23 protein-coding genes, 2 tRNA genes and 2 rRNA genes (1 of these 27 running past the window's edge) are annotated in these 22,525 nt (G+C 63.9%); 17 read left to right on the top strand and 10 right to left on the bottom strand.

Annotation, left to right across the window (positions count from 1 at the left end; all coding sequences use genetic code 11):
• The 6 genes from ATO11_RS03850 to pobA all read left to right on the top strand — a co-directional run bounded on the left by ATO11_RS03850 (position 1) and on the right by pobA (position 4,342).
• Positions 1-357 carry a Na+/H+ antiporter subunit C gene (locus tag ATO11_RS03850; protein ID WP_050529525.1) on the top strand — a complete coding sequence of 119 codons (357 nt, stop codon included), beginning with the start codon at positions 1-3 and terminating at the stop codon, positions 355-357.
• Positions 354-1,937, top strand: coding sequence for a monovalent cation/H+ antiporter subunit D (locus tag ATO11_RS03845; protein ID WP_050529524.1), 1,584 nt, complete (start codon positions 354-356; stop codon positions 1,935-1,937). Before ATO11_RS03850 ends, ATO11_RS03845 begins: the two co-directional genes overlap by 4 nt.
• 1 nt (position 1,938) lies before the next feature.
• The gene (locus ATO11_RS03840; protein WP_050529523.1) at positions 1,939-2,439 is read left to right on the top strand and encodes a Na+/H+ antiporter subunit E; all 501 of its coding nucleotides are present in this window, start codon (positions 1,939-1,941) and stop codon (positions 2,437-2,439) included.
• A gap of 14 nt (positions 2,440-2,453) precedes the next feature.
• Complete coding sequence (locus tag ATO11_RS03835; protein WP_110553591.1) at positions 2,454-2,723, top strand: K+/H+ antiporter subunit F; 270 nt, start codon at positions 2,454-2,456, stop codon at positions 2,721-2,723.
• Positions 2,720-3,088, top strand: coding sequence for a monovalent cation/H(+) antiporter subunit G (gene mnhG, locus ATO11_RS03830; RefSeq protein ID WP_050529521.1), 369 nt, complete (start codon positions 2,720-2,722; stop codon positions 3,086-3,088). The genes ATO11_RS03835 and mnhG overlap by 4 nt, the downstream gene beginning before the upstream one ends.
• 84 nt (positions 3,089-3,172) lie before the next feature.
• Positions 3,173-4,342 (top strand): 4-hydroxybenzoate 3-monooxygenase, encoded by a 1,170-nt coding sequence (gene pobA / locus ATO11_RS03825; RefSeq protein ID WP_050529520.1) that lies wholly within the window; start codon positions 3,173-3,175, stop codon positions 4,340-4,342.
• Positions 4,343-4,348: 6 nt separating this feature from the next.
• Here pobA and ATO11_RS03820 read toward each other — a convergent pair whose 3' ends face one another.
• Together ATO11_RS03820 and ATO11_RS03815 are read right to left on the bottom strand one after the other, a co-directional pair.
• Positions 4,349-5,125, bottom strand: a complete 777-nt coding sequence (locus ATO11_RS03820; protein WP_050529519.1) for an SDR family oxidoreductase — start codon at positions 5,123-5,125, stop codon at positions 4,349-4,351.
• Between the two features lie 89 nt (positions 5,126-5,214).
• A tRNA-Lys gene (locus ATO11_RS03815) sits at positions 5,215-5,290 on the bottom strand.
• A gap of 105 nt (positions 5,291-5,395) precedes the next feature.
• Between ATO11_RS03815 and dapF the strand changes: the two genes are divergently transcribed.
• From dapF to ATO11_RS03795, 4 genes are read left to right on the top strand one after another with little or no spacing between them, the layout of a single operon-like run.
• Positions 5,396-6,226, top strand: a complete 831-nt coding sequence (dapF, locus tag ATO11_RS03810; RefSeq protein ID WP_050529518.1) for a diaminopimelate epimerase — start codon at positions 5,396-5,398, stop codon at positions 6,224-6,226.
• Positions 6,223-7,467, top strand: coding sequence for a tRNA (N(6)-L-threonylcarbamoyladenosine(37)-C(2))-methylthiotransferase MtaB (gene mtaB / locus ATO11_RS03805; RefSeq protein ID WP_050529517.1), 1,245 nt, complete (start codon positions 6,223-6,225; stop codon positions 7,465-7,467). Before dapF ends, mtaB begins: the two co-directional genes overlap by 4 nt.
• A gap of 54 nt (positions 7,468-7,521) precedes the next feature.
• Positions 7,522-8,154, top strand: a complete 633-nt coding sequence (locus ATO11_RS03800) for an FMN-binding negative transcriptional regulator (protein WP_050529516.1) — start codon at positions 7,522-7,524, stop codon at positions 8,152-8,154.
• A complete protein-coding gene (locus ATO11_RS03795; RefSeq protein WP_050530022.1) occupies positions 8,154-8,756 on the top strand; it encodes a glutathione S-transferase in 603 nt (200 codons plus the stop codon). Before ATO11_RS03800 ends, ATO11_RS03795 begins: the two co-directional genes overlap by 1 nt.
• An 18-nt stretch (positions 8,757-8,774) precedes the next feature.
• Here ATO11_RS03795 and ATO11_RS03790 read toward each other — a convergent pair whose 3' ends face one another.
• Entirely contained in the window at positions 8,775-9,437 is a 663-nt protein-coding gene (locus tag ATO11_RS03790; RefSeq protein WP_050529515.1) for an outer membrane protein, read from the bottom strand.
• A 208-nt stretch (positions 9,438-9,645) separates the two neighbouring features.
• Here ATO11_RS03790 and petA point away from each other — a divergent pair, with 208 nt between their 5' ends.
• The 4 genes from petA to aroC all read left to right on the top strand — a co-directional run bounded on the left by petA (position 9,646) and on the right by aroC (position 13,631).
• A complete protein-coding gene (petA, locus tag ATO11_RS03785; protein ID WP_050529514.1) occupies positions 9,646-10,209 on the top strand; it encodes a ubiquinol-cytochrome c reductase iron-sulfur subunit in 564 nt (187 codons plus the stop codon).
• Between the two features lie 14 nt (positions 10,210-10,223).
• The gene (locus ATO11_RS03780; RefSeq protein WP_050529513.1) at positions 10,224-11,573 is read left to right on the top strand and encodes a cytochrome b; all 1,350 of its coding nucleotides are present in this window, start codon (positions 10,224-10,226) and stop codon (positions 11,571-11,573) included.
• Positions 11,574-11,586: 13 nt separating this feature from the next.
• Entirely contained in the window at positions 11,587-12,384 is a 798-nt protein-coding gene (locus ATO11_RS03775) for a cytochrome c1 (protein ID WP_050529512.1), read from the top strand.
• Between the two features lie 146 nt (positions 12,385-12,530).
• Entirely contained in the window at positions 12,531-13,631 is a 1,101-nt protein-coding gene (aroC, locus tag ATO11_RS03770; protein WP_050529511.1) for a chorismate synthase, read from the top strand.
• A gap of 48 nt (positions 13,632-13,679) precedes the next feature.
• Here the strand turns inward: aroC and ATO11_RS03765 are convergent, their stop codons facing one another.
• The 4 genes from ATO11_RS03765 to ATO11_RS03750 all read right to left on the bottom strand — a co-directional run bounded on the left by ATO11_RS03765 (position 13,680) and on the right by ATO11_RS03750 (position 17,134).
• On the bottom strand, positions 13,680-14,564 hold the full coding sequence (locus ATO11_RS03765) for a DMT family transporter (RefSeq protein ID WP_050529510.1): 885 nt from the start codon (positions 14,562-14,564) through the stop codon (positions 13,680-13,682).
• A 125-nt stretch (positions 14,565-14,689) separates the two neighbouring features.
• A complete protein-coding gene (locus ATO11_RS03760) occupies positions 14,690-15,796 on the bottom strand; it encodes a site-specific DNA-methyltransferase (RefSeq protein ID WP_050529509.1) in 1,107 nt (368 codons plus the stop codon).
• 101 nt (positions 15,797-15,897) lie between these two features.
• Positions 15,898-16,521, bottom strand: a complete 624-nt coding sequence (locus ATO11_RS03755; protein ID WP_050529508.1) for a ribonuclease HII — start codon at positions 16,519-16,521, stop codon at positions 15,898-15,900.
• Between the two features lie 124 nt (positions 16,522-16,645).
• Positions 16,646-17,134, bottom strand: coding sequence for a hypothetical protein (locus ATO11_RS03750; RefSeq protein ID WP_050529507.1), 489 nt, complete (start codon positions 17,132-17,134; stop codon positions 16,646-16,648).
• Between the two features lie 171 nt (positions 17,135-17,305).
• Between ATO11_RS03750 and ATO11_RS03745 the strand changes: the two genes are divergently transcribed.
• Both ATO11_RS03745 and ATO11_RS03740 read left to right on the top strand, forming a co-directional pair.
• Complete coding sequence (locus ATO11_RS03745) at positions 17,306-17,596, top strand: hypothetical protein (RefSeq protein WP_050529506.1); 291 nt, start codon at positions 17,306-17,308, stop codon at positions 17,594-17,596.
• Positions 17,568-18,269: a histidine kinase gene (locus tag ATO11_RS03740; RefSeq protein WP_050529505.1), complete on the top strand. Its 702-nt coding sequence runs from the start codon at positions 17,568-17,570 to the stop codon at positions 18,267-18,269. The genes ATO11_RS03745 and ATO11_RS03740 overlap by 29 nt, the downstream gene beginning before the upstream one ends.
• A 191-nt stretch (positions 18,270-18,460) precedes the next feature.
• Here ATO11_RS03740 and ATO11_RS03735 read toward each other — a convergent pair.
• Positions 18,461-18,537, bottom strand: a tRNA-Met gene (locus tag ATO11_RS03735).
• Positions 18,538-18,700: 163 nt separating this feature from the next.
• Between ATO11_RS03735 and ATO11_RS03725 the strand changes: the two genes are divergently transcribed.
• Positions 18,701-20,092 (top strand): eCIS core domain-containing protein, encoded by a 1,392-nt coding sequence (locus ATO11_RS03725; RefSeq protein WP_082176138.1) that lies wholly within the window; start codon positions 18,701-18,703, stop codon positions 20,090-20,092.
• Positions 20,093-20,157: 65 nt separating this feature from the next.
• Here the strand turns inward: ATO11_RS03725 and rrf are convergent.
• Positions 20,158-20,272: ribosomal RNA gene (gene rrf, locus ATO11_RS03720) — 5S ribosomal RNA — on the bottom strand.
• 73 nt (positions 20,273-20,345) lie between these two features.
• A 23S ribosomal RNA gene (locus tag ATO11_RS03715) occupies positions 20,346-22,525 on the bottom strand; it runs 1,233 nt beyond the window's last position.

Raw genomic sequence — 22,525 nt, 5'->3', positions numbered from 1 at the left:
ATGGAACTGCTCGTCGCCTCCGCCATTGGCGTTATGACCGCCGCCGGGATGTACCTTGTCCTGCGGCTGCGCACCTTTCCCGTGATCCTCGGCATGTCGCTGCTGACCTACGCCGTGAACGTCTTCCTGTTCGCGTCCGGTCGCCTGACCATCGGCGCGCCGCCGATCCTGCGCGACGGGGTCACCACCTACACCGACCCTCTGCCGCAGGCGCTGGTGCTGACGGCCATCGTGATCTCCTTCGGGATGACGGCGGTCGTGGTGATGATCGGGCTCGGCGCGTACCTCGGCTCGGACGACGACCATGTCGACGACGCGCCCGTGCCACGCACCAGTGAGCCGGAGGACCCGGCATGACCCACTGGATCATCGCCCCCATCGTCCTGCCCGCGATGCTGGCCCCGTTCATCGTGCTGGCCGCGCGGTACCACGTCGGCATCCAGCGCGTCTTCTCGGTCGCGGGCGTGCTGGCGCTGATCGGTATCTCCGCCGGGCTCGCATGGCAGGTGTCGGACGGATCGGTCATCTATTACCGGCTGGGCGACTGGGCCGCGCCCTTCGGCATCGTGGTGGTCGGAGACCGCCTGTCGACCCTGATGATCCTGCTGACGTCGGTGCTGGCGCTATTCGTGCTGCTGCACGCCATCGGGGCCGACTGGGACCGCCGCGGGCGCCATTTCCACGCGCTCTTCCAGTTCCAGCTGATGGGCATCCTCGGCGCGTTCCTGACCGGAGACCTGTTCAACCTCTTCGTCTTCTTCGAAGTCCTGCTGATCGCGTCCTACGGCCTGATGATCCACGCGGGTGGCAACGCGCGGCTGCGCGCGGGCGTGCAATACGTGCTGTTCAACCTGATTGGCTCTACGCTGTTCCTGTTCGCGCTCGGCTCGATCTATGCCGAAACCGGCACACTCAACATGGCCGACCTCGCCCAGCGCGTCGCGCTGATCGGGCCGGAGGAAACGGTGGGCATCCGCGTCGCTGCCGTGCTCCTGCTCTTGGTCTTCGCGATCAAGGCCGCGCTGGTGCCGCTGCACTTCTGGCTGCCGTCGAGCTATGCCGAGGCGCCCGCCCCGGTCGCGGCGCTGTTCGCCATCATGACCAAGGTCGGCGCCTACGCGATCATCCGCGTCTACACGCTGATCTTCCCGCCCGACCTCGACGTGACGGCGGGCTTGTTCGACCTGTGGCTCCTGCCCGCCGCGCTTGTCTCGCTCGCCATCGGGATGATCGGCGTGCTGGCCGCGCAAAGGCTCGACCGGCTGGTCGCCTATTCGATCATCGGATCGATGGGGATGGTGCTGGTGTCCATCGCGCTGTTCACGCCCGAAGGCATCGCTGCCGCGCTCTACTACATTGTGCACTCGACCCTCGCGGGCGCGGTCCTGTTCCTGGTGGTCGACCTGGTGCGCACCGGCCGCGGTTCGGTCGAACTGACGACCCAACCGCCCATGGCCGGTACCGCGCTGACGGCGGGCCTGTTCTTCCTCGCCGCCATCGCGATGGCGGGCCTGCCGCCGCTTTCGGGGTTTCTCGGCAAACTGCTGGTGCTCGACGCCGCATATGGTACCGACCTGATGACGTGGATCTGGGCCATCGTGCTGGGATCGAGCCTTGTCAGCATCCTCGGCTTCGCCCGCGCGGGCAGCGTGCTGTTCTGGAAAGCCCACAGCGTCGCGCCGACCGAGGAAGAAGAAAGCACCAAGGACGGCGACGACGGCGGCGACGAAGACGAACCCGATGCGGGCGCACCTTCGCGGCTGGCCTATGCCGCAACCGGCGGCCTGCTGGCCCTGCTCGTCGCGCACACCGTCTTTGCCGGGCAGGTGCACGGCTACACCATCGACATGGCGGCGCAGCTCTTCGCGCCCGACAGCTATATCTCGACAGTGCTCGACACGCCGGGCAAGCTCAGCGCACCGAAGGAGGGCAACTGACATGGCGCGCGCCTATCGCTGGCTCCTGCCCCACCCGCTGCTGACGCTGATCCTCGCCGTCGTGTGGATCCTGTTGCAGAACGAGGTCACCGCCGGAATGGCCGTGTTCGGCGTGATCCTCGGCATCCTGATCCCTTGGGTCACGTCGGTCTGGTGGCCGGACACGCCGAAAGGGTTCCGGATGGGCAAGATGATGTCCTACAGCCTCGTCGTGATCTGGGACATCCTCGTCGCCAACATCCAGGTCGCGTGGATCGTCATCAGCGTGCCCAATGCGCGCCTTACGCCGGCCTGGATCGTCGTGCCGCTGGAACTGAAAAAGCCCGAGGCGATCACCGTCCTCGCCGGCACCATCACCCTGACACCCGGCACCGTGTCCGCCGACCTGTCGGACGAGGGACACAGCCTGCTGGTCCACGTCCTGCACACCGATGACCCCGACGCCGTGCGGGACGAGATCAAGCAACGGTACGAGCGCCGCCTGTTGGAGATCTTCACATGATTGCCGCAAACGACATGATGCACGCCGCGCTGGCCATTGCGCTGCTCTCCCTTGTGATCGGACAGATCCTGTCGATGGTGCGGCTGGTCATCGGGCCAACGCCCGGAGACCGCATCCTCGCGCTCGACACGATGGTCATCAACGCGCTTGGCCTTGTCATCGTGCTGGGCATCCACCAGGGCGTGCGCGTCTATTTCGAGGTCGCCCTGCTGATCGCGATGCTGGGTTTCGTGTCCACCGTGGCGCTGGCCCGGTTCATCCTGCGGGGGGACATCATCGAATGATGTGGGAAGCGATCGCCCTTTACGCCGCTGCCGTCTCGCTGCTTATCGGAGCGGGGTTCATCGTGGTCGGCGTCATCGGCCTTCTGAAGTTCAACGACCCCATGACGCGCCTGCACGCGCCCACCAAGGTCGGAACCGTCGGGATCGGCATGCTGCTGCTGGCCTCGCTTCTGAATTCGCTTGCCGTGGACAATCCGTCGATCCACGAATTGCTCATCATGGCCTTCCTGTTCGTGACGGCCCCGGTCTCTGCCAATTTCATCGCCAAGGTCAGCATCCACCGCCGCGATTGCGAGCCACCTCCGGCTCCGCCACATGACGAGAACTGGTCAACGCTCAGCGCTCCGGATGCCGAGGACAGCTAGTTCCGGACACCCCTGATCGGAAAACGCTGGATTTCCCGGCCAGCGATGCACTTTAGTTGCAAGGCGGCAAGCCGGGGAGGAAGCATGCGCACCAGCGTCGTGATCATCGGGGGCGGTCCCGCCGGGCTGCTTCTGGGTCAGCACCTGAACAGGGCGGGGATCGACAACGTGATCCTCGAACGCAGGACACGCGACCACGTGCTGGGCCGCATCCGCGCCGGGGTCCTTGAAATCGGCACGGTGGAACAGATGCGCAGCGTCGGGCTGGGCGCGCGGATGGACCGCAAAGGCTTCGTCCATGACGGCACCATCATCTCGTACAACAACGACGAGATCCGCATCGACTTCGCCGTGCATACCGACCGATCGGTGCTGGTCTACGGCCAGACCGAGGTCACCCGCGACCTGTACGAGGGCCGCGATGCCGACGGCGCGCAGACCCTGTTCGAGGTGGACAATGCCGTGATCGAGGACGCCACGACCGACGCGCCCTTCGTCACCTTCACGCGCAATGACCAGGGCCACCGCATCGATTGCGATTACATCGCGGGATGCGACGGGTTCCACGGCGTCAGCCGCCCGACCATCCCGGCAGAGGTCCGGCGCGAATATGAAAAGGTCTATCCCTTCGGCTGGCTCGGCATCCTGTCGGAAACCCCGCCCGTGCATGACGAACTGATCTATGCCAATTCCGACGCCGGTTTCGCGCTGTGTTCGATGCGGAACGCCAATCTCAGCCGCTACTACATCCAGTGCGACGCCTCGGACGATCCCGCTTCATGGTCCGACCAGGCCTTTTGGGACGAGTTGCGCCGCCGCATCCCCGGAGCCTATGCCGACATCCTCCAGACCGGCCCGTCGATCGAGAAATCCATCGCGCCGCTCAGGTCCTTCGTGTGTGAACCGATGCAGTGGGGGCGCCTGTTCCTGTGCGGTGACGCGGCCCATATCGTGCCACCCACGGGCGCCAAGGGCCTGAACACGGCGGCAAGCGACGTCTACTACCTCGCCAATGCGCTGAAACGTCACTACCTCGACGCGGATGGCGCGGCGCTTGCCGGCTACTCCGAACGCGCGCTGGCCCGTGTCTGGAAGGCAGAACGGTTCAGCTGGTGGATGACGCGCCTGTTGCACCACTTCCCCGACCAGTCGGCATTTGACCACAAGATGCAGATGGCCGAGGTCGCGTTCCTCAAATCCAATGCCGAGGCGCAATCGGTCCTTGCCCAGAACTACGTCGGCCTGCCGTACTGATCGCGTTCAGGCCGGGTCGCCAAACCCCAGCGCATCCGACATCGCCATCGCGGTCATGCCTCCGTCGATCACGATGTCCTGCCCCTTGATCCAGTGCGATTGCGGTGACAGCAGGAACAGGATCACGTCCGCCACCTCGTCCGCCTCTCCGGCCCGTCCGGCCCGCGCGATGTTGCGCGCCACCTTCTCGCCAAAGGCCGCCGTGAAATCGTCGAGGATGCCGGTGCTGACGGCGGCGGGGCTGACCGAGTTGATCCGCAACCCACGCGCCACCATCGCTTCGGTCCGCGCAAGGGTCAGCGCGATCACCGCCTCCTTGGACAGGTTGTAGGCGCGCACCGGGTCGATCCCGCGCTCGGCAACGAACGCCGCCACCGTCGCATGGTCACAGGCCATCAGCCCCTTGATCTCGTCCACGCTGTCGCGCCATGCCGCGCCCGCGCGCGAGGCGACGTTCACGACGGACGCACCGTCCGACAACCGGCCCACCATCCCGTCTAAGAACCGCCGAAGCCCAAGGAAATTCACCCGAAGGATCGCCTCTTCCAGCCCGTCGCGGGGCGGCAGGCCGGCATTGTTGACCAGCCCGTCAAACCGGCCCTCCACCTGCGCCAGCGCTGCGTCGATGGCGTCCGGGTTGCTTATGTCCGTGCAAATCCACGACTGCGCATGATCGGCAGGTTCGGCGATGTCGAACACGACAACCTCGTGCCCCTGCCCTGCCAGCTTCCGCAGGACCGAGGCACCGATCCCCGTCGCGCCCCCCGTCAAAGCGATCCTCATGCGCGTCTCCTCCCGATGACAGGCAAAACCATAGCCACGGGCGGCCCGAAGGCCAGCACTGCATGCATCGCATCTGTCTGGAGGATCAGTGGTGAGCCGTGCAGGGTTCGAACCTGCGACCCACTGATTAAAAGTCAGTTGCTCTACCAACTGAGCTAACGGCCCACGAGGCGCCTATCTAGAAACAGCCCCGCACCGGGTCAACCCCGAATCCAGACATTCCGTCACGCGGGGTGGAATTGCCGCACCCGCCCCCGTATATGCCCCGACATGACGACCGATCGCGCCCCCGGCCTGCCGTTCATGAAGATGCACGGGCTTGGCAATGACTTCGTCGTGCTGGACGCACGGACGGGGCCTGTCGCGCTGTCGGAAAACCAGATCGTCGCCATCGGGGACCGCCATCGCGGCATCGGGTTCGACCAGCTGACGGTGATCGAGGATCGCGGGAATAGGCTCCACCTCACCTTCTACAATCAGGACGGGTCAACGGCCGCCGCCTGCGGCAACGCCACGCGCTGCGTCGCGCGGCACGTGATGGACGAGATCGGCGTGGACGCCCTGACGCTCACCACCGAACGCGGCACGCTTCAGGCGCAACGCGCGGGCGACCTGATCTCGGTCAACATGGGCCAACCGCAACTGGCGTGGGACGAGGTACCGCTGGCGCGGGAGATGGACACGCTGGAACTGCCCATCGACGGGGCGCCCACGGCGACCGGCATGGGCAATCCGCATTGCACTTTCTTCGTGGACAATGCCGAGTCCATCGACCTTGCCACGCGCGGGGCCGAGATCGAACACCACCCGCTCTACCCCGAACGCACCAACGTGCAATTTGCCCACCTCGTCGGCCCCGACCACCTGCGCATGCGGGTTTGGGAGCGGGGCGTAGGCGTCACGCTCGCCTCCGGCTCCTCCTCCTGCGCCACCGCCGTTGCCGCCGCGCGGCGCGGGCTGACCGGGCGCAAGGTGCGGATCGATCTTGACGGTGGCACGCTCTGGATCGACTGGCGCGACGACGGCGTCTGGATGACCGGGGACACCTGCCATGTCGCCTCCGGCACCTTCACCGCCGATTTCCTGAACGCACACGCATGAGCCTGAAATTCTCAACCCACGGCTGCCGTCTCAACGCCTACGAGACGCAGGCGATGCGCGATCTGGCGACGGGCGCGGGGCTGGGCGATGCCGTGGTCGTCAACACCTGCGCCGTGACCGCCGAAGCGGTGCGCAAGGCGCGGCAGGACATCCGCAAGCTGCGGCGCGAGAACCCGGATGCCAAGGTCATTGTCACCGGATGCGCGGCACAGATCGACCCCGACAGCTTTGCCGCGATGGACGAGGTCGACCACGTCATCGGCAATTCCGAAAAGATGCAGCCCGCCACATGGGCGGGCCTTGGCACTGGCGACACCGAGCCGGTCGTGGTCGACGACATCATGTCCGTCACCGAAACCGCGGGCCACCTGATCGATGGGTTCGGCACCCGCTCCCGCGCCTACGTGCAGGTCCAGAACGGCTGCGATCACCGCTGCACCTTCTGCATCATCCCCTACGGACGCGGCAATTCGCGGTCCGTCCCGGCGGGCGTCGTCGTGGACCAGATCAAGCGGCTGGTGGATACCGGTTTCAACGAGGTCGTCCTGACCGGCGTCGACATGACGTCATGGGGCGCCGACCTGCCCGGAGCGCCGCGCCTTGGCGATCTGGTCATGCGCATCCTGAAACTGGTGCCGGACCTGCAGCGCCTGCGGATCAGTTCGATCGACTCCATCGAGGTGGACGAGGCCCTGATGCAGGCCATCGCGACCGAGCCACGCCTGATGCCGCACCTGCACCTGTCGCTTCAGGCGGGAGACGACATGATCCTGAAACGCATGAAACGTCGCCACCTGCGCGACGACGCCATCGCGTTTTGCGAAGAGGCCCGCCGCCTCCGCCCCGACATGACCTTCGGCGCCGACATCATCGCCGGCTTCCCGACCGAGACGGAGGCGATGTTCGCCAACTCGCTCAGGCTGGTCGATGAATGCGACCTGACATGGCTGCACGTCTTCCCCTACTCGCCCCGCCCCGGCACGCCCGCCGCGCGGATGCCGCAGGTCGACGGGCGCGCGATCAAGGACCGCGCCGCGCGCCTGCGCAAGGCCGGGGAGGATGCCGTCCAGCGCCATCTCTCTGCGCAGGTCGGGCAGACCCATGCCGTCCTCATGGAAAACCCGCATATGGGCCGCACGCCGCACTTTGCCGAGGTGACCTTCGACGCGCCCCGGCCCGAAGGGCAGATCGTGCAAGCCACAATCACGGGCCTCGACGCAAACCAGCTTTGCGCGATGTGAACCGGGCCTCCGGCATTGCTGGACAATCGTGGCGGTTCCTGACCAACTCGCGCCATGCATCCGAACCCGATCTTCCGTGGCCGCGCCGATGCGCGCAATCTCGACTTCGCCCGCGCGCAGGGGTTCGGCGCGCTGATCGTGGCGGTCGACGGTGTGCCACAGATCGCGCAGGCCCCGTTCCTTCTGTCAGATGACGACGCCCATGCCGACCTGCACCTGTTGCGGTCCAACCCGGTCTGGCGCGCACTGGACGAACCCCGGCAGGCGACGCTGCTGGTGACTGGCGCGCATGGCTATATCTCGCCCGACTGGTACGGCATCGACGACCAGGTACCGACGTGGAACTACGTCTCGGTCCACCTCACCGGCACGCTCGAACGCCTGCCGACCGGTGCGCTGCGCGACACGCTCGACGCCCAAAGCGCGCATTTCGAGGCGCTGACGGCACCAAAGCCGCCATGGACCACCGACAAGATGCCGCGCGACCTGATGGCAAAGATGATGCGCACGATCATGCCCCTGCGTCTCACCATCACCGGGATCGACGGCACGTGGAAGCTGAACCAGAACAAACCAGACGCCGCCCGCCTCTCTGCCGCCGACGCGGTCGAAGCGCACGGGCTGGGGCTGGACACCCGAACCCTCGCCGCGCTGATGCGCGATCCCCCGGAACAGGAGAGCCCATGATGAAACTCTACCAGGCCGATGCCTCGCCCTTCGTGCGCAAGGTGCGCGTGCTGCTGCACGAAACCGGGCAATATGACGACGTGGAGCACGTTCCGGTGCAGATCACGCCCGTCTCTCCCGACGCCGCCGTCAGCGCCGCCAATCCCCTCGGCAAGATCCCCGCGCTCGAACGCCCCGATGGCCCTGCGATCTATGACAGTCGGGTGATCTGCCGGTACCTCGACGCGCGCAAGGGCGCGGGGCTCTACCCCGAGGCGCGGATCTGGGAGACGCTGACGCTGGAGGCCACCGCCGACGGCATCATGGAGGCCGCGGTGCTGATGGTCTACGAGGCCCGCGTACGCCCCGAGGAGAAACGCTTTGACGGTTGGATCGACGCGCAATGGACCAAGGCCATCGGCGCGGTGAACACCATCAACGCCCGCTGGATGAGCCACCTGCACGGACCGCTGGACGCGGCCCATATCGCGGTGGCCTGTGCGCTGGGATACCTCGATTTCCGGCATGGCGACCGCGACTGGCGCTCCGCCAACGGCCCACTGGCCGCATGGTACGCCGAATTCTCCGCCCGCCCCTCGATGCAGGCGACGGTGCCGGGATGATCCGCGCCGGCGGCGCTGTCAGAACTTCAGGTTGATCCCGAAATTCAGCGCATTGGTGTTGATGTTGGTGTTGAGCGTCCCGCCGCCTTCAAGTTCGGCCTCGTTCCGCGAATGCGTGAACTGGTATTCGCCGAACAGCGAGAAGCGGTCGCTCAGATCGTAACTCATGCCTGCCGTCAGCCGCAGGGCCGGGCCGGTGAACTGGTATTCGAACGTGTCCGGCCCCACGATCGGGTCCGCATCCACATGCGGGATCGCCACGCCAAGGCCGCCGCCGACATAGGGCGTCAACCGCCCGCTGGCCCACGCATCCGGCCACCGGCGCATCACGTTGACCGTCAGGATGTTCAGCCCGTCGGTCAGTTCAAGGTTGTTGAAACCGGCTGCCTGCGCCTCCGAATCCGGGGCGTAGACCTTGGTGTGGGTGAACTCGACGCCGAACCCCAGCGTCGCCGACTGCCACCACGTTCCACGCACGCCGTAATAGGGCGGCGGGGCGAACGAATTGCCTTCCCAGCCGATCAGCGCGTCATAGCTGCCGCCGCCCGCGGGCAGGTCGCCCCGGATGCGGCTGTGCGGCGCGGTCTGGACGCCCGTGTAGAAGCCAAGCTCGACCTCTGCCGCCGCGGGGATCGCGGCGGATGCTGTCAGAACAGCGGCAAGGATCAGGGCACGAAGCATGTCTGAGCGTCTTTCAATGGAAGTGACCCAGATATAAGCCCGGATATCCACAGCGACAACAGTGACAGATCGGCCACAACGGCCTGCGCGCGTTTGTCCGCTGGACGATTGTGCGACCACAGGTTAGTTAGCCGCTTGAATGGGCGGGAATCTACCGTCCAGCCGTCATTTTCGGCCGAATCCGGCCCATCAGCTACGGAGAACCCCCGTGTCCCACGCAGACGATCACGCAGGCACCCGGCGCGACTTCCTCTTCTACGCCACCGGCGGGGCTGGAGCAGTCGTGACCGGCGCAGCCGTCTGGCCCCTGATCAACCAGATGAACCCCTCCGCCGACGTGCGCGCGCTCAGCTCGATTCGCGTCGATGTCTCGGCGGTCGAACCCGGCACCCAGCTTACCGTCAAATGGCTCGGCAAGCCGGTCTTCATCCGCCGCCGGACCGAGGAAGAGATCGCCGACGCCCGCAGCGTCGACGTGTCGGCCCTGCCCGACCCGGTCGCGCGCAACAACAACGCCTCCGCACCGCTCGACGCGACGGACGAAAACCGCGCGCTGGACGAAACCGGTGAATGGCTGGTGATGATCGGGGTCTGTACCCACCTCGGCTGCGTTCCGCTGGGCGATGGCGCCGGTGATTTCGGCGGTTGGTTCTGCCCCTGCCACGGTTCGCACTACGACACGTCGGGCCGCATCCGCAAAGGTCCCGCACCCGAGAACCTGCTGGTTCCGGTTGCGGAATTCGTTGACGAAACAACCATCAAACTCGGTTAAGGGAGAGACACGACATGGCTGGTATCCCGCACGACCACTACGAACCTCAGTCCTCGGGCGAGAAATGGCTGCACAAGCGCCTGCCCATCGCCGGGCTGCTCTATGACACGCTGATGATCCCCACGCCCAAGAACCTGAACTGGATGTGGATCTGGGGCATCATCCTGACCTTCTGCCTCGCGCTGCAGATCATCACGGGCATCATCCTGGTGATGCACTACACGCCGCATGTCGATTTCGCCTTCGCGTCGATCGAACACATCATGCGGAACGTGAACGGCGGTTACATGATCCGCTACCTGCACATGAACGGCGCTTCGCTGTTCTTCATCGCGGTCTATGCCCACATCTTCCGCGGCCTCTATTACGGGTCGTATAAGGCGCCGCGTGAAATCACGTGGATCATCGGCATGCTCATCTACCTGCTGATGATGGGCACCGCGTTCATGGGGTACGTGCTGCCGTGGGGACAGATGTCCTTCTGGGGCGCAACCGTGATCACCGGCCTGTTCGGCGCGATCCCGTTCATCGGCGAACCGATCCAGACCTGGCTGCTGGGCGGACCCGCCGTGGACAACGCGACGCTGAACCGCTTCTTCTCGCTGCACTACCTGCTGCCCTTCATCATTGCCGGGCTCGTGATCGTGCACATCTGGGCCTTCCACACCACGGGCAACAACAACCCGACCGGTGTCGAAGTGCGCCGCACCTCGAAGGCGGATGCAGAAAAAGACACCCTGCCGTTCTGGCCTTACTTCGTGATCAAGGACCTGTTCGCGCTGGCCGTGATCCTGGTCGCCTTCTGGGCCATCGTGGGCTTCATGCCGAACTACCTTGGCCACCCCGACAACTATATCGAGGCGAACCCGCTCGCCACACCCGCGCACATCGTGCCCGAATGGTACTTCCTGCCGTTCTACGCGATCCTGCGTGCCTTCGACGGTGACGTCTGGGTAGTGATCCTCGCCAACTGGATCACCTTCGGGATCGTCGACGCCAAGTTCTTCGGCGTGTTGGCGATGTTCGGCGCGATCGCGGTCATGGCGCTGGCGCCGTGGCTCGACACGTCGTCGGTCCGCTCGGGCCGCTATCGTCCGATGTTCAAGTGGTGGTTCGCGCTGCTGGTGATCGACTTCTTCGTCCTGATGTGGGCGGGTGCGATGCCGGCCGAAGGGATCTATCCCTATATCGCGCTGCTGGGTTCGGCCTACTGGTTCGCATACTTCCTGGTGATCCTGCCGCTCCTCGGCGTGATCGAGAAGCCCATGACCCCGCCCGCGACGATCGAAGAGGACTTCGACGCGCATTATGCCAAATCCGAAGACGCAGGTGCGGCCACCCCGGTCGCTACGCCGGCAGAATAAGGGACATCGACGCATGTTCATCAAACACATCGCAACAGCCGCTGCCGTCCTGTCGCTTGCTGCGGGGCCCGTCCTCGCAGCACCGTCGGAAAGCAAGGTCAAGAACTACGACTTCTCGTTCGAAGGGCTGACCGGCACTTATGACCAGAACCAGCTGCAACGCGGATTGAAGGTCTACACCGAGATCTGTTCCGGCTGCCACGGACTGAAATACGTGCCGCTGCGCACGCTTTCGGACGATGGCGGGCCGGGCTTCACCGAGGCGCAGGTTCGCCAGTACGCGGCCGACAATTTCGAGGTCTATGACGAGGAACTCGACGATTTCCGCCCGGCACGTCCGAGTGATCACTTCCCGGAAAACAACGGCGCGGGCGCACCCGACCTGTCGCTGATGGCAAAGGCCCGCGCGGGCTTCAGCGGCCCCTACGGACTGGGCATCAACCAGTTCCTCAATGGCATGGGCGGGCCGGAATACATCGCGTCCCTGCTGGCCGGCTATACCGGCGAGGAAAAGGAAGAAGCCGGTACGATCCTCTACGAGAACACGGCCTTCCCCGGCGGCTGGATCTCCATGGCGCCCCCGCTTTACGGCGAGGACACCGAGTTCGACGACGGCCATGCCAACGACCTCGAAAACATCTCCAAGGACGTCGCGGCGTTCCTGATGTGGACCGCCGAACCGAAGCTGGCGGCACGGAAACAGGCCGGGCTGACCGGCATGATCTTCCTGACGATCCTCGCGGTGCTGCTGTACCTCACCAACAAGAAGATCTGGGCACCGATCAAGGGACGCGGCAAGCGCGAAAGCTGATCGTCACTCCATGACCTTATGAGAGGCCCCTGCACCCGCTGCAGGGGCCTTTTTCGTGGCGCGACGCCCGGCGCGACCGGCTGACGCCTTGGCAAGGACGGGCCGGGGCGGTATCCCACCGCGAACGACAGGCGGAGCGGGACGACATGAGCTTCAACACTTTCGGCCACCTCTTCCGCGTCACCACGTGGGGGGAAAGCCACGGACCGGCCCTTGGCGCCACAGTGGACGGCTGCCCGCCGGGCATCGCCATCGACGAGGCGATGATCCAGCACTGGCTTGACCGCCGCAAACCCGGCCAGTCGAAGTTCACGACCCAGCGCCGTGAACCGGACGCGGTGCAGATCCTGTCGGGCGTGTTCGAGGGCCGCACCACCGGCACCACGATCCAGCTGATGATCGAGAACACCGACCAGCGGTCCAAGGATTATTCAGAGATCGCGCAGAAATTCCGCCCCGGCCATGCCGACATCACCTACCACCAGAAATACGGCCTGCGCGACTATCGCGGCGGCGGGCGGTCCTCGGCCCGCGAAACCGCCGCCCGTGTCGCCGCCGGGGGCCTTGCCCGCGCGGCGCTGGCGGCACTGGTCCCGGACCTCAGGATCACCGGCTACATGGTCCAGATGGGGCCGCACGGGATCGACCGCGGGCGATTCGACTGGGACGAGATCGAGCGCAACCCGTTCTGGACCCCGGACCCGCAGGCGGCCGAAGACTGGGCCGCGTATCTCGACGGCCTGCGCAAGTCCGGCGACAGCGTCGGTGCCGTGATCGAGGTGACGGCACGCGGCTGCCCGCCGGGCCTTGGCGCGCCGATCTATGCCAAGCTGGATACCGACCTTGCCGCCGCCGCCATGTCGATCAACGCCGTCAAGGGCGTGGAGATCGGGGACGGCATGGCATCGGCGGCGCTGACGGGCACCGCCAATGCCGACGAGATCACGATGGGACCGGATGGCCCGGACTATGGCTCAAACCACGCGGGTGGCATCCTTGGCGGTATCTCGACCGGGCAGGACATCGTGATGCGGTTCGCCGTGAAACCAACCTCCTCGATCCTCACACCGCGCCGCACGATCACCATGGACGGGGAAGAGACCGACATCGTGACCAAGGGCCGCCACGACCCCTGCGTGGGCATCCGCGCCGTGCCCGTGGGCGAGGCGATGATGGCCTGCGTGATCCTAGACCACCTGCTGCTGGACCGGGGCCAGACAGGCGGCGTGCGCGGCGCTATCGGCTGATCGCGGACGGGAGGGGCCAGCCCCTCCCGAACCCTCCCCGACATATTTTCAAAGAGAAGAAGACCGCACCGGGCGCACCTTGGACAATTGCACCGCGAGGATGCCGGCCGCGATGACGGTGACGCCGAGGATGTCGAGAAGGCCGAGCGCCTCTCCCAACAGGGCCCATGCCACGAGGACGCCGAAGAACGGGTTGAGGAAGTGGAAGGTCGCGGCCTTGACCGCCCCGATGCGCTGCACCAGCACGAACCAGACCCAGGTTGCGGCAAGGCCGGGGAAGAGCGTGGTGTAGGTGAAGGCGGCAAGAAGCTGCCATGACCACGTGACGGCATAGGTTTCGGTCGCAAGCGACACCACGGCCAGCACAGCCGCGCCGATCAGCATCTGGTAGCCCACGACCGTCAGGATGTTGCCGCCGGAAGACGCGCCGCGCATCGCCAGCGTCGCCACCGTCAGCGCCGCGGCGGCGATGAAGCACAGGGTCACGCCCTGCACGTCCAGCGCGCCGCCCACGCGCCCGCCCATGATGAGGGCCACGCCCCCGAACCCGGCGACAAGGCCAAGGGCGGCAAGGGGCGCGAGGCGTTCGCCGAAGACGGCAAACCCCGCCACCGCGACCATCAGCGGCATGGTCGAGGCGATGATCGAGGCCAGCGAGGCCTCGACCGTCTGCATGGCGTAGAAGTTGAGGCCGAGATAGATCGCGTTCTGGCAGATCCCGAAGATCAGCGTCGCCCGCCACTGAGGGTGGTTCAGGCGAAAGGATTGCCCCAGTGCCCGCGCGAGGATCAGCGCCAGGAGGCCCGACAGCAGGAACCGCACCGACAGCGTGCCCACCGGCGGCGCATAGGCCACGATCACCCGTGCCGAGGTGAACGCGGACGACCACATCAGCGCAAAGACCAAGCCCATGAAAAGCGCGCGAATATCCATGCGCGAGACCCTACAGCGCCGGTCCGGCACCGCCACAAAAAAAGCCCCGCCAGAAGAGCTGGCGGGGCAAAGGTGAGTGTCCGGGGGGATACGTCCCGTTCGGACACTGGCGGTGTTCACATGTCTCAGTTCGCGCGACTGCCCTTCAACTCGGCCCGGACCTGCTGTCGCAGGACGTCGATCGGGACCTGTTTGCCGTCGCGGCGGAAATGCCAGTAAGTCCAGCCGTTGCACGAGGGCGCGCCTTCGAGATGCGCGCCGACCTGGTGGATCGACCCCTTGATGTCATCGCCGATCAGCGTGCCGTCGGCGCGCACCTTGGCCATCTGGCCGCGCGTGTTGACCAGCATCTCGCCGGGGCGCAGCATCCCGCGTTCGACAAGCTGCCCGAAGGGAATGCGCGGCTCCTGCCGCTTGCCGGCGGTGACCTCCAGCGCGCTGGCGTCGTACTTGCGCGTCTTGGACAGGCGGCGTTCGGCGATCTCGCGATAGGACGCATCCCGTTCGATCCCGATCCAGTGGCGGCCCAGCATCTTGGCCACGGCGCCCGTCGTACCCGAGCCAAAGAACGGATCCAGCACCACGTCGCCGGGATTGGTCGAGCCGACCAGCACGCGGTGCAGAAGAGAGACCGGTTTCTGCGTCGGATGCGCCTTGTTGCCCTCGGCATCCTTCAGCCGTTCATGGCCGCTGCAGATCGGCAGCACCCAGTCGCTGCGCATCTGGATGCCTTCGTTTAGCGCCTTCAGCGCCTCGTAGTTGAAGGTGTATTTCGCCCCTTCCGACTTCGACGCCCAGATCATCGTCTCGTGCGCGTTGGTCAGCCGCTTGCCCCGGAAGTTCGGCATCGGGTTCGACTTGCGCCAGACCACGTCGTTCAGGATCCAGTAGCCGGCATCCTGCAACGCCGCGCCGACCCGGAAGATGTTGTGATAACTGCCGATCACCCAAATCGCCCCATGGGGTTTGAGCAACCGGCGCGCCGCTTTCAGCCAGTCTTGGGTAAATCTGTCATAGGCGGCGAAACTTGAAAACTGGTCCCAGGCGTCATCAACCGCGTCCACGCGGGAATTGTCCGGGCGATGCAGCTCTCCCTTGAGCTGCAGGTTATAGGGCGGATCGGCAAAGATCAGGTCGACCGATGCCTCGGGCAAGGCCAGCATCGCCTCGATGCAATCGCCATCGATAATCGTGTTCAAAGGGAGCGCCTCGGCGCCCTTCTGCGTGGTCATGTCTTTTGTCTGCCTCGGTCCGGCGCCTTGGGCGCTCGTTGCTTGCCCTTAATGTGAAGCCGGGCCGAATCGCAGTCAAAAAGAATTTTGAATCAAAGGCTTCAGTTTTTATCTTGATACAAGATGTTGTGGACGGGCTTGAATGACCGTCTATGGTGTGGGGTCGCGCCGTATTTTTGCAACGCCGCCCTGTGGCTTTTCGACGGATATCCCATGTTCGTCTGCCAGCCATAATCGGGGTAGTGTTGCGCCAAATCCTGCATGACATAATCCCGCCGGATTTTGGCCACAATTGAGGCCGCCGCGATGGACAGCGAACGTGCATCTCCCTTCACGATCGTCTCGACAGACCCTGTCAGATCGCGCGGGCGCATCGACCCGTCGACCAGCACATGCGCCGGCCTTTGCCGCAGGGATGCCACCGCGCGGCACATCGCAAGGTGGGAGGCCCGCAGGATGTTGAGGTCGTCGATCTCTTCGACGCTGGCCTCGCCCCACCCGACATCGGCGACCTCCAGCAACTGGTGATAGAGCACCTCCCGCCGCTTGGCGGTAAGTTTCTTGGAGTCGTTGATGCCGTCCGGGATACGCTCGGGGTCCAGGATGACGGCGGCGGCGGTCACCGGGCCGGCGAGCGGCCCGCGCCCGGCCTCGTCCACCCCCGCGACGGGCCAAAGGCCCCTGTTGCGGGCGATGTCTTCGAAACTGAAATCCGGACCAGCCATGGCCCATACCTGCGCAACTGCCACGCAGGGGCAAGCCCGAAAAGGAAAGGGAGGACCGGAATGGCCCTCCCTCCCGCCTGGAGACCGCGCCGGGGGGCCGGCGGGCCCTGCTCGACCAGGTGTGTCAGTGCCGCGCGATGCGGAAGCCGTAATCCTGCAGGCAGCGGATCTTGTAGCCCGACCGCCACTTGCCGCGCATCTTGACCGACTCGCGGCACACGCGCGGCAGGCGGTCGGCGTGGCGATAGTTCTTCTTCAGGCAACGCGCGCCGAAGGTGCGGTAGGTGCGGCCGTCACGCGTGGGGGCGTACCGGATGCAGTAGCGCGGCAGCAGGCTGGTGCCGTTGTGCACCGCGCGCGGCTTGGGCTTGGGTTTGGGATGGGTGGTGCGCGGCACCGGGTGGTTGTGAGGGACGTAATGCGTCTGCGTGCTCGTGCGCGGTTGGGCCTGCGCGTTGCTGATGGCACTGCCGATGATGACCAGCGTCGCGGCACCGGCGAGGAACCGGGCAAGGCGATCCCGGTCGGACGATCCCGCGACGGCGGGCGTCACGTTGATGCTGGTGAGCGCCACGGCAGCTGCGGCGATGGTGGTGATGAACTTGCGGCTCATGTCAGAACTCCGTCATGTGGGTCGGGGCCCGGCAGCGGTGCCAGGCGGCGTATCCAAACCCTCGTCCCGGTCCTGAACGTCACGCAATAACACCCCCCTGTTATCGGATAACGGCCCTCCCGACGCCGCGCTGTTATTGAAAAACACCGGCGATCCGCGCAGGTTGGGGGCATGAAACACGTTCTTGCCCTCTGCCTCGCACTGGCCGCCAGCATCGGCTCTGCCGAGGCCGCCTGTTATGCCGAGTACAAGGCCAAGCGGGACAACCCGCTTCAGCTGCACTACGGCATCCTGCAACTGCCCTCGGACGCCGCCTGCCGCAACCAGCAGCGGGCCGGGGCCGTGATCGAGCGCCGCATCGGTCGCGACGGCTGGACCCTCCTGAGCGTCATGAGCCTGTCGACGACGCCTCCCTCCGCTGAACAGAGGTCCAATGCCGGACAATACTACCTCCGCTACTGACGCGCGCCGCTCGGGCACCCGCATCGTTGCCTTCGGGATCGCCGGTATCGCGGCGGTCCTTGCCATCACGGCCATCGTCCTGATGGTCTCCCTTCCCGACGCCAACGCCTTCAACGCGCGGGTCGAGCGCATCTTCGTGGAAAACGACCTCACCACGCAGGCCGAGATCAAGCTGCTCGAAGTCCTCGCCCAGTCCGGCACCGTCTTCGCCGATACGCTGACCAGCTACCGGCTGGTGATTTTCGTTCTGCTGATGTTCGCCACGGGCATGCTCGTGGCGGCGCTGGTTTTCCTCGTGATGCTGGTGATCCTGAACCGCCGCATGGCCGAAATCGAACATTCCGGCATCCAGGTGTCCTCCCTGCTGATCAGCCGCGACGAGAAGACCGTCTACCTCAACAACATGGGCTTCAAGCTGACCGATGCCGCGATCGAAACGCTCAGCGTTCTGGCCGAGGCCCGGATGGACGACGACATGCTCACGGGCGCCCAGATCGAGGCGATGATCACCGGCCGCGCCGAGGCCGATTGCGAAGAAGCCGCCGGCGCCACCCGCGTCAAACGCCTGCGCGATACGCTGGGCAACCAGATGATCTCGGAACTGCTGGTCAAGAACATCACCCGCAAGGGCTACATGCTCGCCATCGACAAGACGGTCATCCGGATGGTCTGAAAGGGGAAAGGCCGCACCCGAAGGTACGGCCTTTTTTGGTTGCGGGAGCAGGATTTGAACCTGCGACCTTCAGGTTATGAGCCTGACGAGGTGAGGCGGGACCGTGGCGCCAGTGGCGCCGCGTAAGCCCGCCGAACGGGCTGCGACGGTGCACAAAAGGGAAAGGCCGCACCCGAAGGTACGGCCTTTTTTGGTTGCGGGAGCAGGATTTGAACCTGCGACCTTCAGGTTATGAGCCTGACGAGCTACCGGGCTGCTCCATCCCGCGCCAGTAGTCCGTGTGATCTATGCCGAGTCGCGGGCGGGTGCAACCCTGCGCCCCGCGCCTTCGTCAAAAAAGTGTCACTTCGTCGGGACATAGACCCCGCGATATTTCCCGCGACGGTTGAACCCCTGTCGTGCTACGCTGGTCCTTATTCGAAAGGGTTTTGATGCCCGAGCATATTTCGAAGTCGCGCATGTCACCCGCCGATCCCACGGTGAGCGCCAGAACCAACCGCCCGACCGTGGCGTCTCCCCGCGAACGCGGCACCGCAGAACTGCAAGCCATCGCCGACAGCCGCCGCAACCCCGCCTTCCCCGTCGGCCTGCAACAGAGCATCGAAGCCCGGTCAGGCGTCTCCATGGCGGATGTGCGGGTCCACCGGAACTCCTCCGCCCCCGCCGAACTCGGCGCCCACGCCTTCGCCCGCGGACGGGACATCCATCTGGCACCGGGGCAGGACCACCACCTGCCCCACGAGGCGTGGCACGTCGTGCAGCAGGCCCAGGGACGGGTGGCGGCGACAGATCGAATAGGTGGGATCGCCGTCAACACCGATCCGTCTTTGGAAGCGGAAGCCGACAGCTTCCACAGCTCGCGAGGTTTTGTAGCGCCGGATACATTTGAGACGCATCCTGTTTCACCAACACCCGTGGCGCAATGCGTGATCATCGATGACACGACGCATGCGGCGCTTTCGGAAGCAGCGATCAAGGACCGTGCACGCAGGCTCAACTGGGCGCGCGACACGACGAATGCCGTCATCGCGCAGTACCACAAACCAAGCGCGCACATATCCTGGTCGAAAGTTGTGGAGGCCGTCAGCGACGCGCAATTCGCAGACTTGCAGGGGTCGGACATGTCGGATGCTGAATTCCTGCCAGGCGATGGAGATTCGTCCGACGACGATACGTCGGGTTCGATTTCGGACAGCGAAGTCGCCGCGATGCATGAAGACTCCAAGAGACCGATCTTGCCGCCTGAACCGGTGGCAGGCGCGATGAGCGCAGTGCGCTACGACGCAATGCGTACTGCCGGACGGTCCACGAATTCGATGTTCGCGATCAAGGTTGGTTCGAGCACAGAGGCCTTTGGACGCAACACGAAGACCAGCGCCGACCATACATGGAGTTCGGGTGCGGCATCTGGAACGGATGGATTGAAACCGGGATCGAAGCCGCGGGCAGGCACGTCCTATCACGCTGAAGAAAAAGTCGTGAAATCCAGCAAGTTCGACAGCCAGGTGGACAAGATGATTGCACGCCTGAAGTCGTCCACCGATACGGGCGAAATCTATGTCGGCATCAATCGTTCTTCGTGCGGCAATTGCATGAAGGAACTTCAGCAAGCGCGCGCCAGCGTGATCAGCAAGCTGAACAAGGCAGGCATTGCGCCGAACAGGGTGACGTTCACCGTCGTGCTGCTTGGACTTTATACCAAGGCAGATCCCGACAGTATCACCAGCTTAAAGGCAATCGGGTGGAATGCCGTGATCCAGAAGGACGAATATGGCGAGGTCACCAAATCCGGCTACAAACTGCTCGCACGCATACTCGGCTGAGTGCTTGGCGTTTCAGATCAGGTGAAGAACATCGTCGAGAGATACAAATCCGTGTTTCTTGCTAGGTTTGGCGGTGACCTACTCTCCCACGTCTTAAGACGCAGTACCATTGGCGCAAAGGCACTTAACGGCCAGGTTCGGGATGGGGCTGGGTGTTTTGCTCTCGCTATGACCACCAAACCAAGGAAGAAACACGGGTGTCCAAGTCAGGGGTGCTGACTTCTGATCAGAAGTAGTCTGGCTACTACTGGATCAAATCAAGCCTATCGGACAATTAGTACCGGTCAACTGAACGCATTACTGCGCTTACATCTCCGGCCTATCGACGTGGTGGTCTACCACGGTCCTCAGGGATACCTTGTTTTGAGGGGGGCTTCCCGCTTAGATGCCTTCAGCGGTTATCCTGTCCGATCATAGCTACCCTGCACTGCCGTTGGCACGACAACAGGTCCACCAGTGGATCGTTCACCCCGGTCCTCTCGTACTAGGGGCAACTCCTCTCAAGTATCCTACACCCACGGCAGATAGGGACCGAACTGTCTCACGACGTTCTAAACCCAGCTCACGTACCTCTTTAAACGGCGAACAGCCGTACCCTTGGGACCTGCTCCAGCCCCAGGATGAGATGAGCCGACATCGAGGTGCCAAACACTGCCGTCGATATGGACTCTTGGGCAGTATCAGCCTGTTATCCCCGGCGTACCTTTTATCCGTTGAGCGATGGCCCTTCCACTCGGGACCACCGGATCACTATGGCCGTCTTTCGACTCTGCTCGACTTGTCAGTCTCGCAGTCAGGCTGGCTTCTGCCATTGCACTCAACGAGCGATTTCCGACCGCTCTGAGCCAACCTTCGCACGCCTCCGTTACTCTTTGGGAGGCGACCGCCCCAGTCAAACTACCCGCCACACAGGGTCCCGGGCCCCGATAAGGGGTCGCGGTTAGACATCAAGCAATGCAAGGGTGGTATCTCAAGGGAGGCTCCACGCAGACTGGCGTCCACGTTTCAAAGCCTACCACCTATCCTGCACATGCATGGCCTGATGCCAATGTGAAGCTGTAGTAAAGGTGCACGGGGTCTTTCCGTCTAACCGCGGGAAGCCTGCATCTTGACAGGCAATTCAATTTCGCTGAGTCGACGTTGGAGACAGCGGGGAAGTCGTTACGCCATTCGTGCAGGTCGGAACTTACCCGACAAGGAATTTCGCTACCTTAGGACCGTTATAGTTACGGCCGCCGTTTACCTGGGCTTCAATTCGGAGCTCTCACCCCTCCTTTTAACCTTCAGGCACCGGGCAGGCGTCAGACCCTATACGTCGTCTTGCGACTTCGCAGAGCCCTGTGTTTTTAGTAAACAGTCGCCACCCCCTGGTTTGTGCCCCCAAGCTCTAGTTGCCTAGAACCCGGGCCTCCTTCTCGCGAACTTACGGAGGTATTTTGCCGAGTTCCTTCAACGTCGTTCTCTCAAGCGCCTTGGTATTCTCTACCAGTCCACCTGTGTCGGTTTAGGGTACGATCTAATGGAAGGCTATTTCCAGGGACCAATCAGCAGCCCATTCAATCCGATAAGGATGAACTACCTTCATGATCCGTCACATCTTCCTGGCTCCGGAATATTAACCGGATTCCCATCGACTACGCCTTTCGGCCTCGCCTTAGGGGTCGGCTTACCCTGCTCAGATTAGCTTTAAGCAGGAACCCTTGGACTTTCGGCGGGAGTGTCTCTCACACTCCTTGTCGCTACTCATGTCATCATTCTCACTAGTGATCTCTCCACCGGATGGCTCACGCCCCGGCTTCATCGAAAGCCTCTCTCCTCCAATGCGGGCGAACCCGCTAAGGAGGAATGAGACTATATCACACTACGCTCTGCTACCACGCTCTCGCGTCCTCAGCTTCGGCTCATGGCTTGAGCCCCGTTACATCTTCGCCGCAAGACATCTTGATTAGACCAGTGAGCTGTTACGCTATCTTTAAAGGATGGCTGCTTCTAAGCCAACCTCCTGGTTGTTTTGGACGTCTCACCTGCTTTCCCACTTAGCCATGAATTAGGGGCCTTAGCTGGAGGTCAGGGTTGTTTCCCTCTCCACTACGGGCGTTAGCACCCGCAGTGTGTCTGCCATCTAGTACTCCCGGGTATTCGGAGTTTGGTTAGGATCAGTAAGCCTGTGGGGCCCCATTACCCATCCAGTGCTCTACCCCCCGGGGTATTCGGATGACGCTCTACCTAAATAGATTTCGCAGAGAACCAGCTATCTCCGAGTTTGATTGGCCTTTCACCCCTAGGCACACCTCATCCCGACCTTTTTCAACAGGTGTGGGTTCGGACCTCCAGTAAGTGTTACCTTACCTTCATCCTGGACATGCCTAGATCACTCGGTTTCGGGTCTGATCCATCTAACTCGTCGCCCTATTCAGACTCGCTTTCGCTGCG

Origin of the sequence: Pseudaestuariivita atlantica (assembly GCF_001205715.1) — a bacterium.
GTDB lineage: Bacteria > Pseudomonadota > Alphaproteobacteria > Rhodobacterales > Rhodobacteraceae > Pseudaestuariivita > Pseudaestuariivita atlantica.
The sequence above is the reverse complement of the archived record's forward strand: the minus strand, read 5'-3'. Positions and strand labels throughout refer to the sequence as shown.

Bases quoted from the DNA above. Each gene is read 5' to 3' on its own strand.
- ATO11_RS03820 (WP_050529519.1), bottom strand. From the start codon at position 5,125: ATGAGGATCGCTTTGACGGGGGGCGCGACGGGGATCGGTGCCTCGGTC.
- mnhG (WP_050529521.1), top strand. From the start codon at position 2,720: ATGATGTGGGAAGCGATCGCCCTTTACGCCGCTGCCGTCTCGCTGCTT.
- ATO11_RS03840 (WP_050529523.1), top strand. From the start codon at position 1,939: ATGGCGCGCGCCTATCGCTGGCTCCTGCCCCACCCGCTGCTGACGCTG.
- ATO11_RS03775 (WP_050529512.1), top strand. From the start codon at position 11,587: ATGTTCATCAAACACATCGCAACAGCCGCTGCCGTCCTGTCGCTTGCT.
- ATO11_RS03725 (WP_082176138.1), top strand. From the start codon at position 18,701: ATGCCCGAGCATATTTCGAAGTCGCGCATGTCACCCGCCGATCCCACG.
- pobA (WP_050529520.1), top strand. From the start codon at position 3,173: ATGCGCACCAGCGTCGTGATCATCGGGGGCGGTCCCGCCGGGCTGCTT.
- aroC (WP_050529511.1), top strand. From the start codon at position 12,531: ATGAGCTTCAACACTTTCGGCCACCTCTTCCGCGTCACCACGTGGGGG.
- ATO11_RS03780 (WP_050529513.1), top strand. From the start codon at position 10,224: ATGGCTGGTATCCCGCACGACCACTACGAACCTCAGTCCTCGGGCGAG.
- ATO11_RS03790 (WP_050529515.1), bottom strand. From the start codon at position 9,437: ATGCTTCGTGCCCTGATCCTTGCCGCTGTTCTGACAGCATCCGCCGCG.
- ATO11_RS03740 (WP_050529505.1), top strand. From the start codon at position 17,568: ATGCCGGACAATACTACCTCCGCTACTGACGCGCGCCGCTCGGGCACC.
- ATO11_RS03745 (WP_050529506.1), top strand. From the start codon at position 17,306: ATGAAACACGTTCTTGCCCTCTGCCTCGCACTGGCCGCCAGCATCGGC.
- ATO11_RS03760 (WP_050529509.1), bottom strand. From the start codon at position 15,796: ATGACCACGCAGAAGGGCGCCGAGGCGCTCCCTTTGAACACGATTATC.
- ATO11_RS03850 (WP_050529525.1), top strand. From the start codon at position 1: ATGGAACTGCTCGTCGCCTCCGCCATTGGCGTTATGACCGCCGCCGGG.
- ATO11_RS03765 (WP_050529510.1), bottom strand. From the start codon at position 14,564: ATGGATATTCGCGCGCTTTTCATGGGCTTGGTCTTTGCGCTGATGTGG.
- ATO11_RS03750 (WP_050529507.1), bottom strand. From the start codon at position 17,134: ATGAGCCGCAAGTTCATCACCACCATCGCCGCAGCTGCCGTGGCGCTC.
- ATO11_RS03795 (WP_050530022.1), top strand. From the start codon at position 8,154: ATGAAACTCTACCAGGCCGATGCCTCGCCCTTCGTGCGCAAGGTGCGC.
- ATO11_RS03755 (WP_050529508.1), bottom strand. From the start codon at position 16,521: ATGGCTGGTCCGGATTTCAGTTTCGAAGACATCGCCCGCAACAGGGGC.
- dapF (WP_050529518.1), top strand. From the start codon at position 5,396: ATGACGACCGATCGCGCCCCCGGCCTGCCGTTCATGAAGATGCACGGG.
- ATO11_RS03835 (WP_110553591.1), top strand. From the start codon at position 2,454: ATGATGCACGCCGCGCTGGCCATTGCGCTGCTCTCCCTTGTGATCGGA.
- ATO11_RS03845 (WP_050529524.1), top strand. From the start codon at position 354: ATGACCCACTGGATCATCGCCCCCATCGTCCTGCCCGCGATGCTGGCC.
- ATO11_RS03800 (WP_050529516.1), top strand. From the start codon at position 7,522: ATGCATCCGAACCCGATCTTCCGTGGCCGCGCCGATGCGCGCAATCTC.
- mtaB (WP_050529517.1), top strand. From the start codon at position 6,223: ATGAGCCTGAAATTCTCAACCCACGGCTGCCGTCTCAACGCCTACGAG.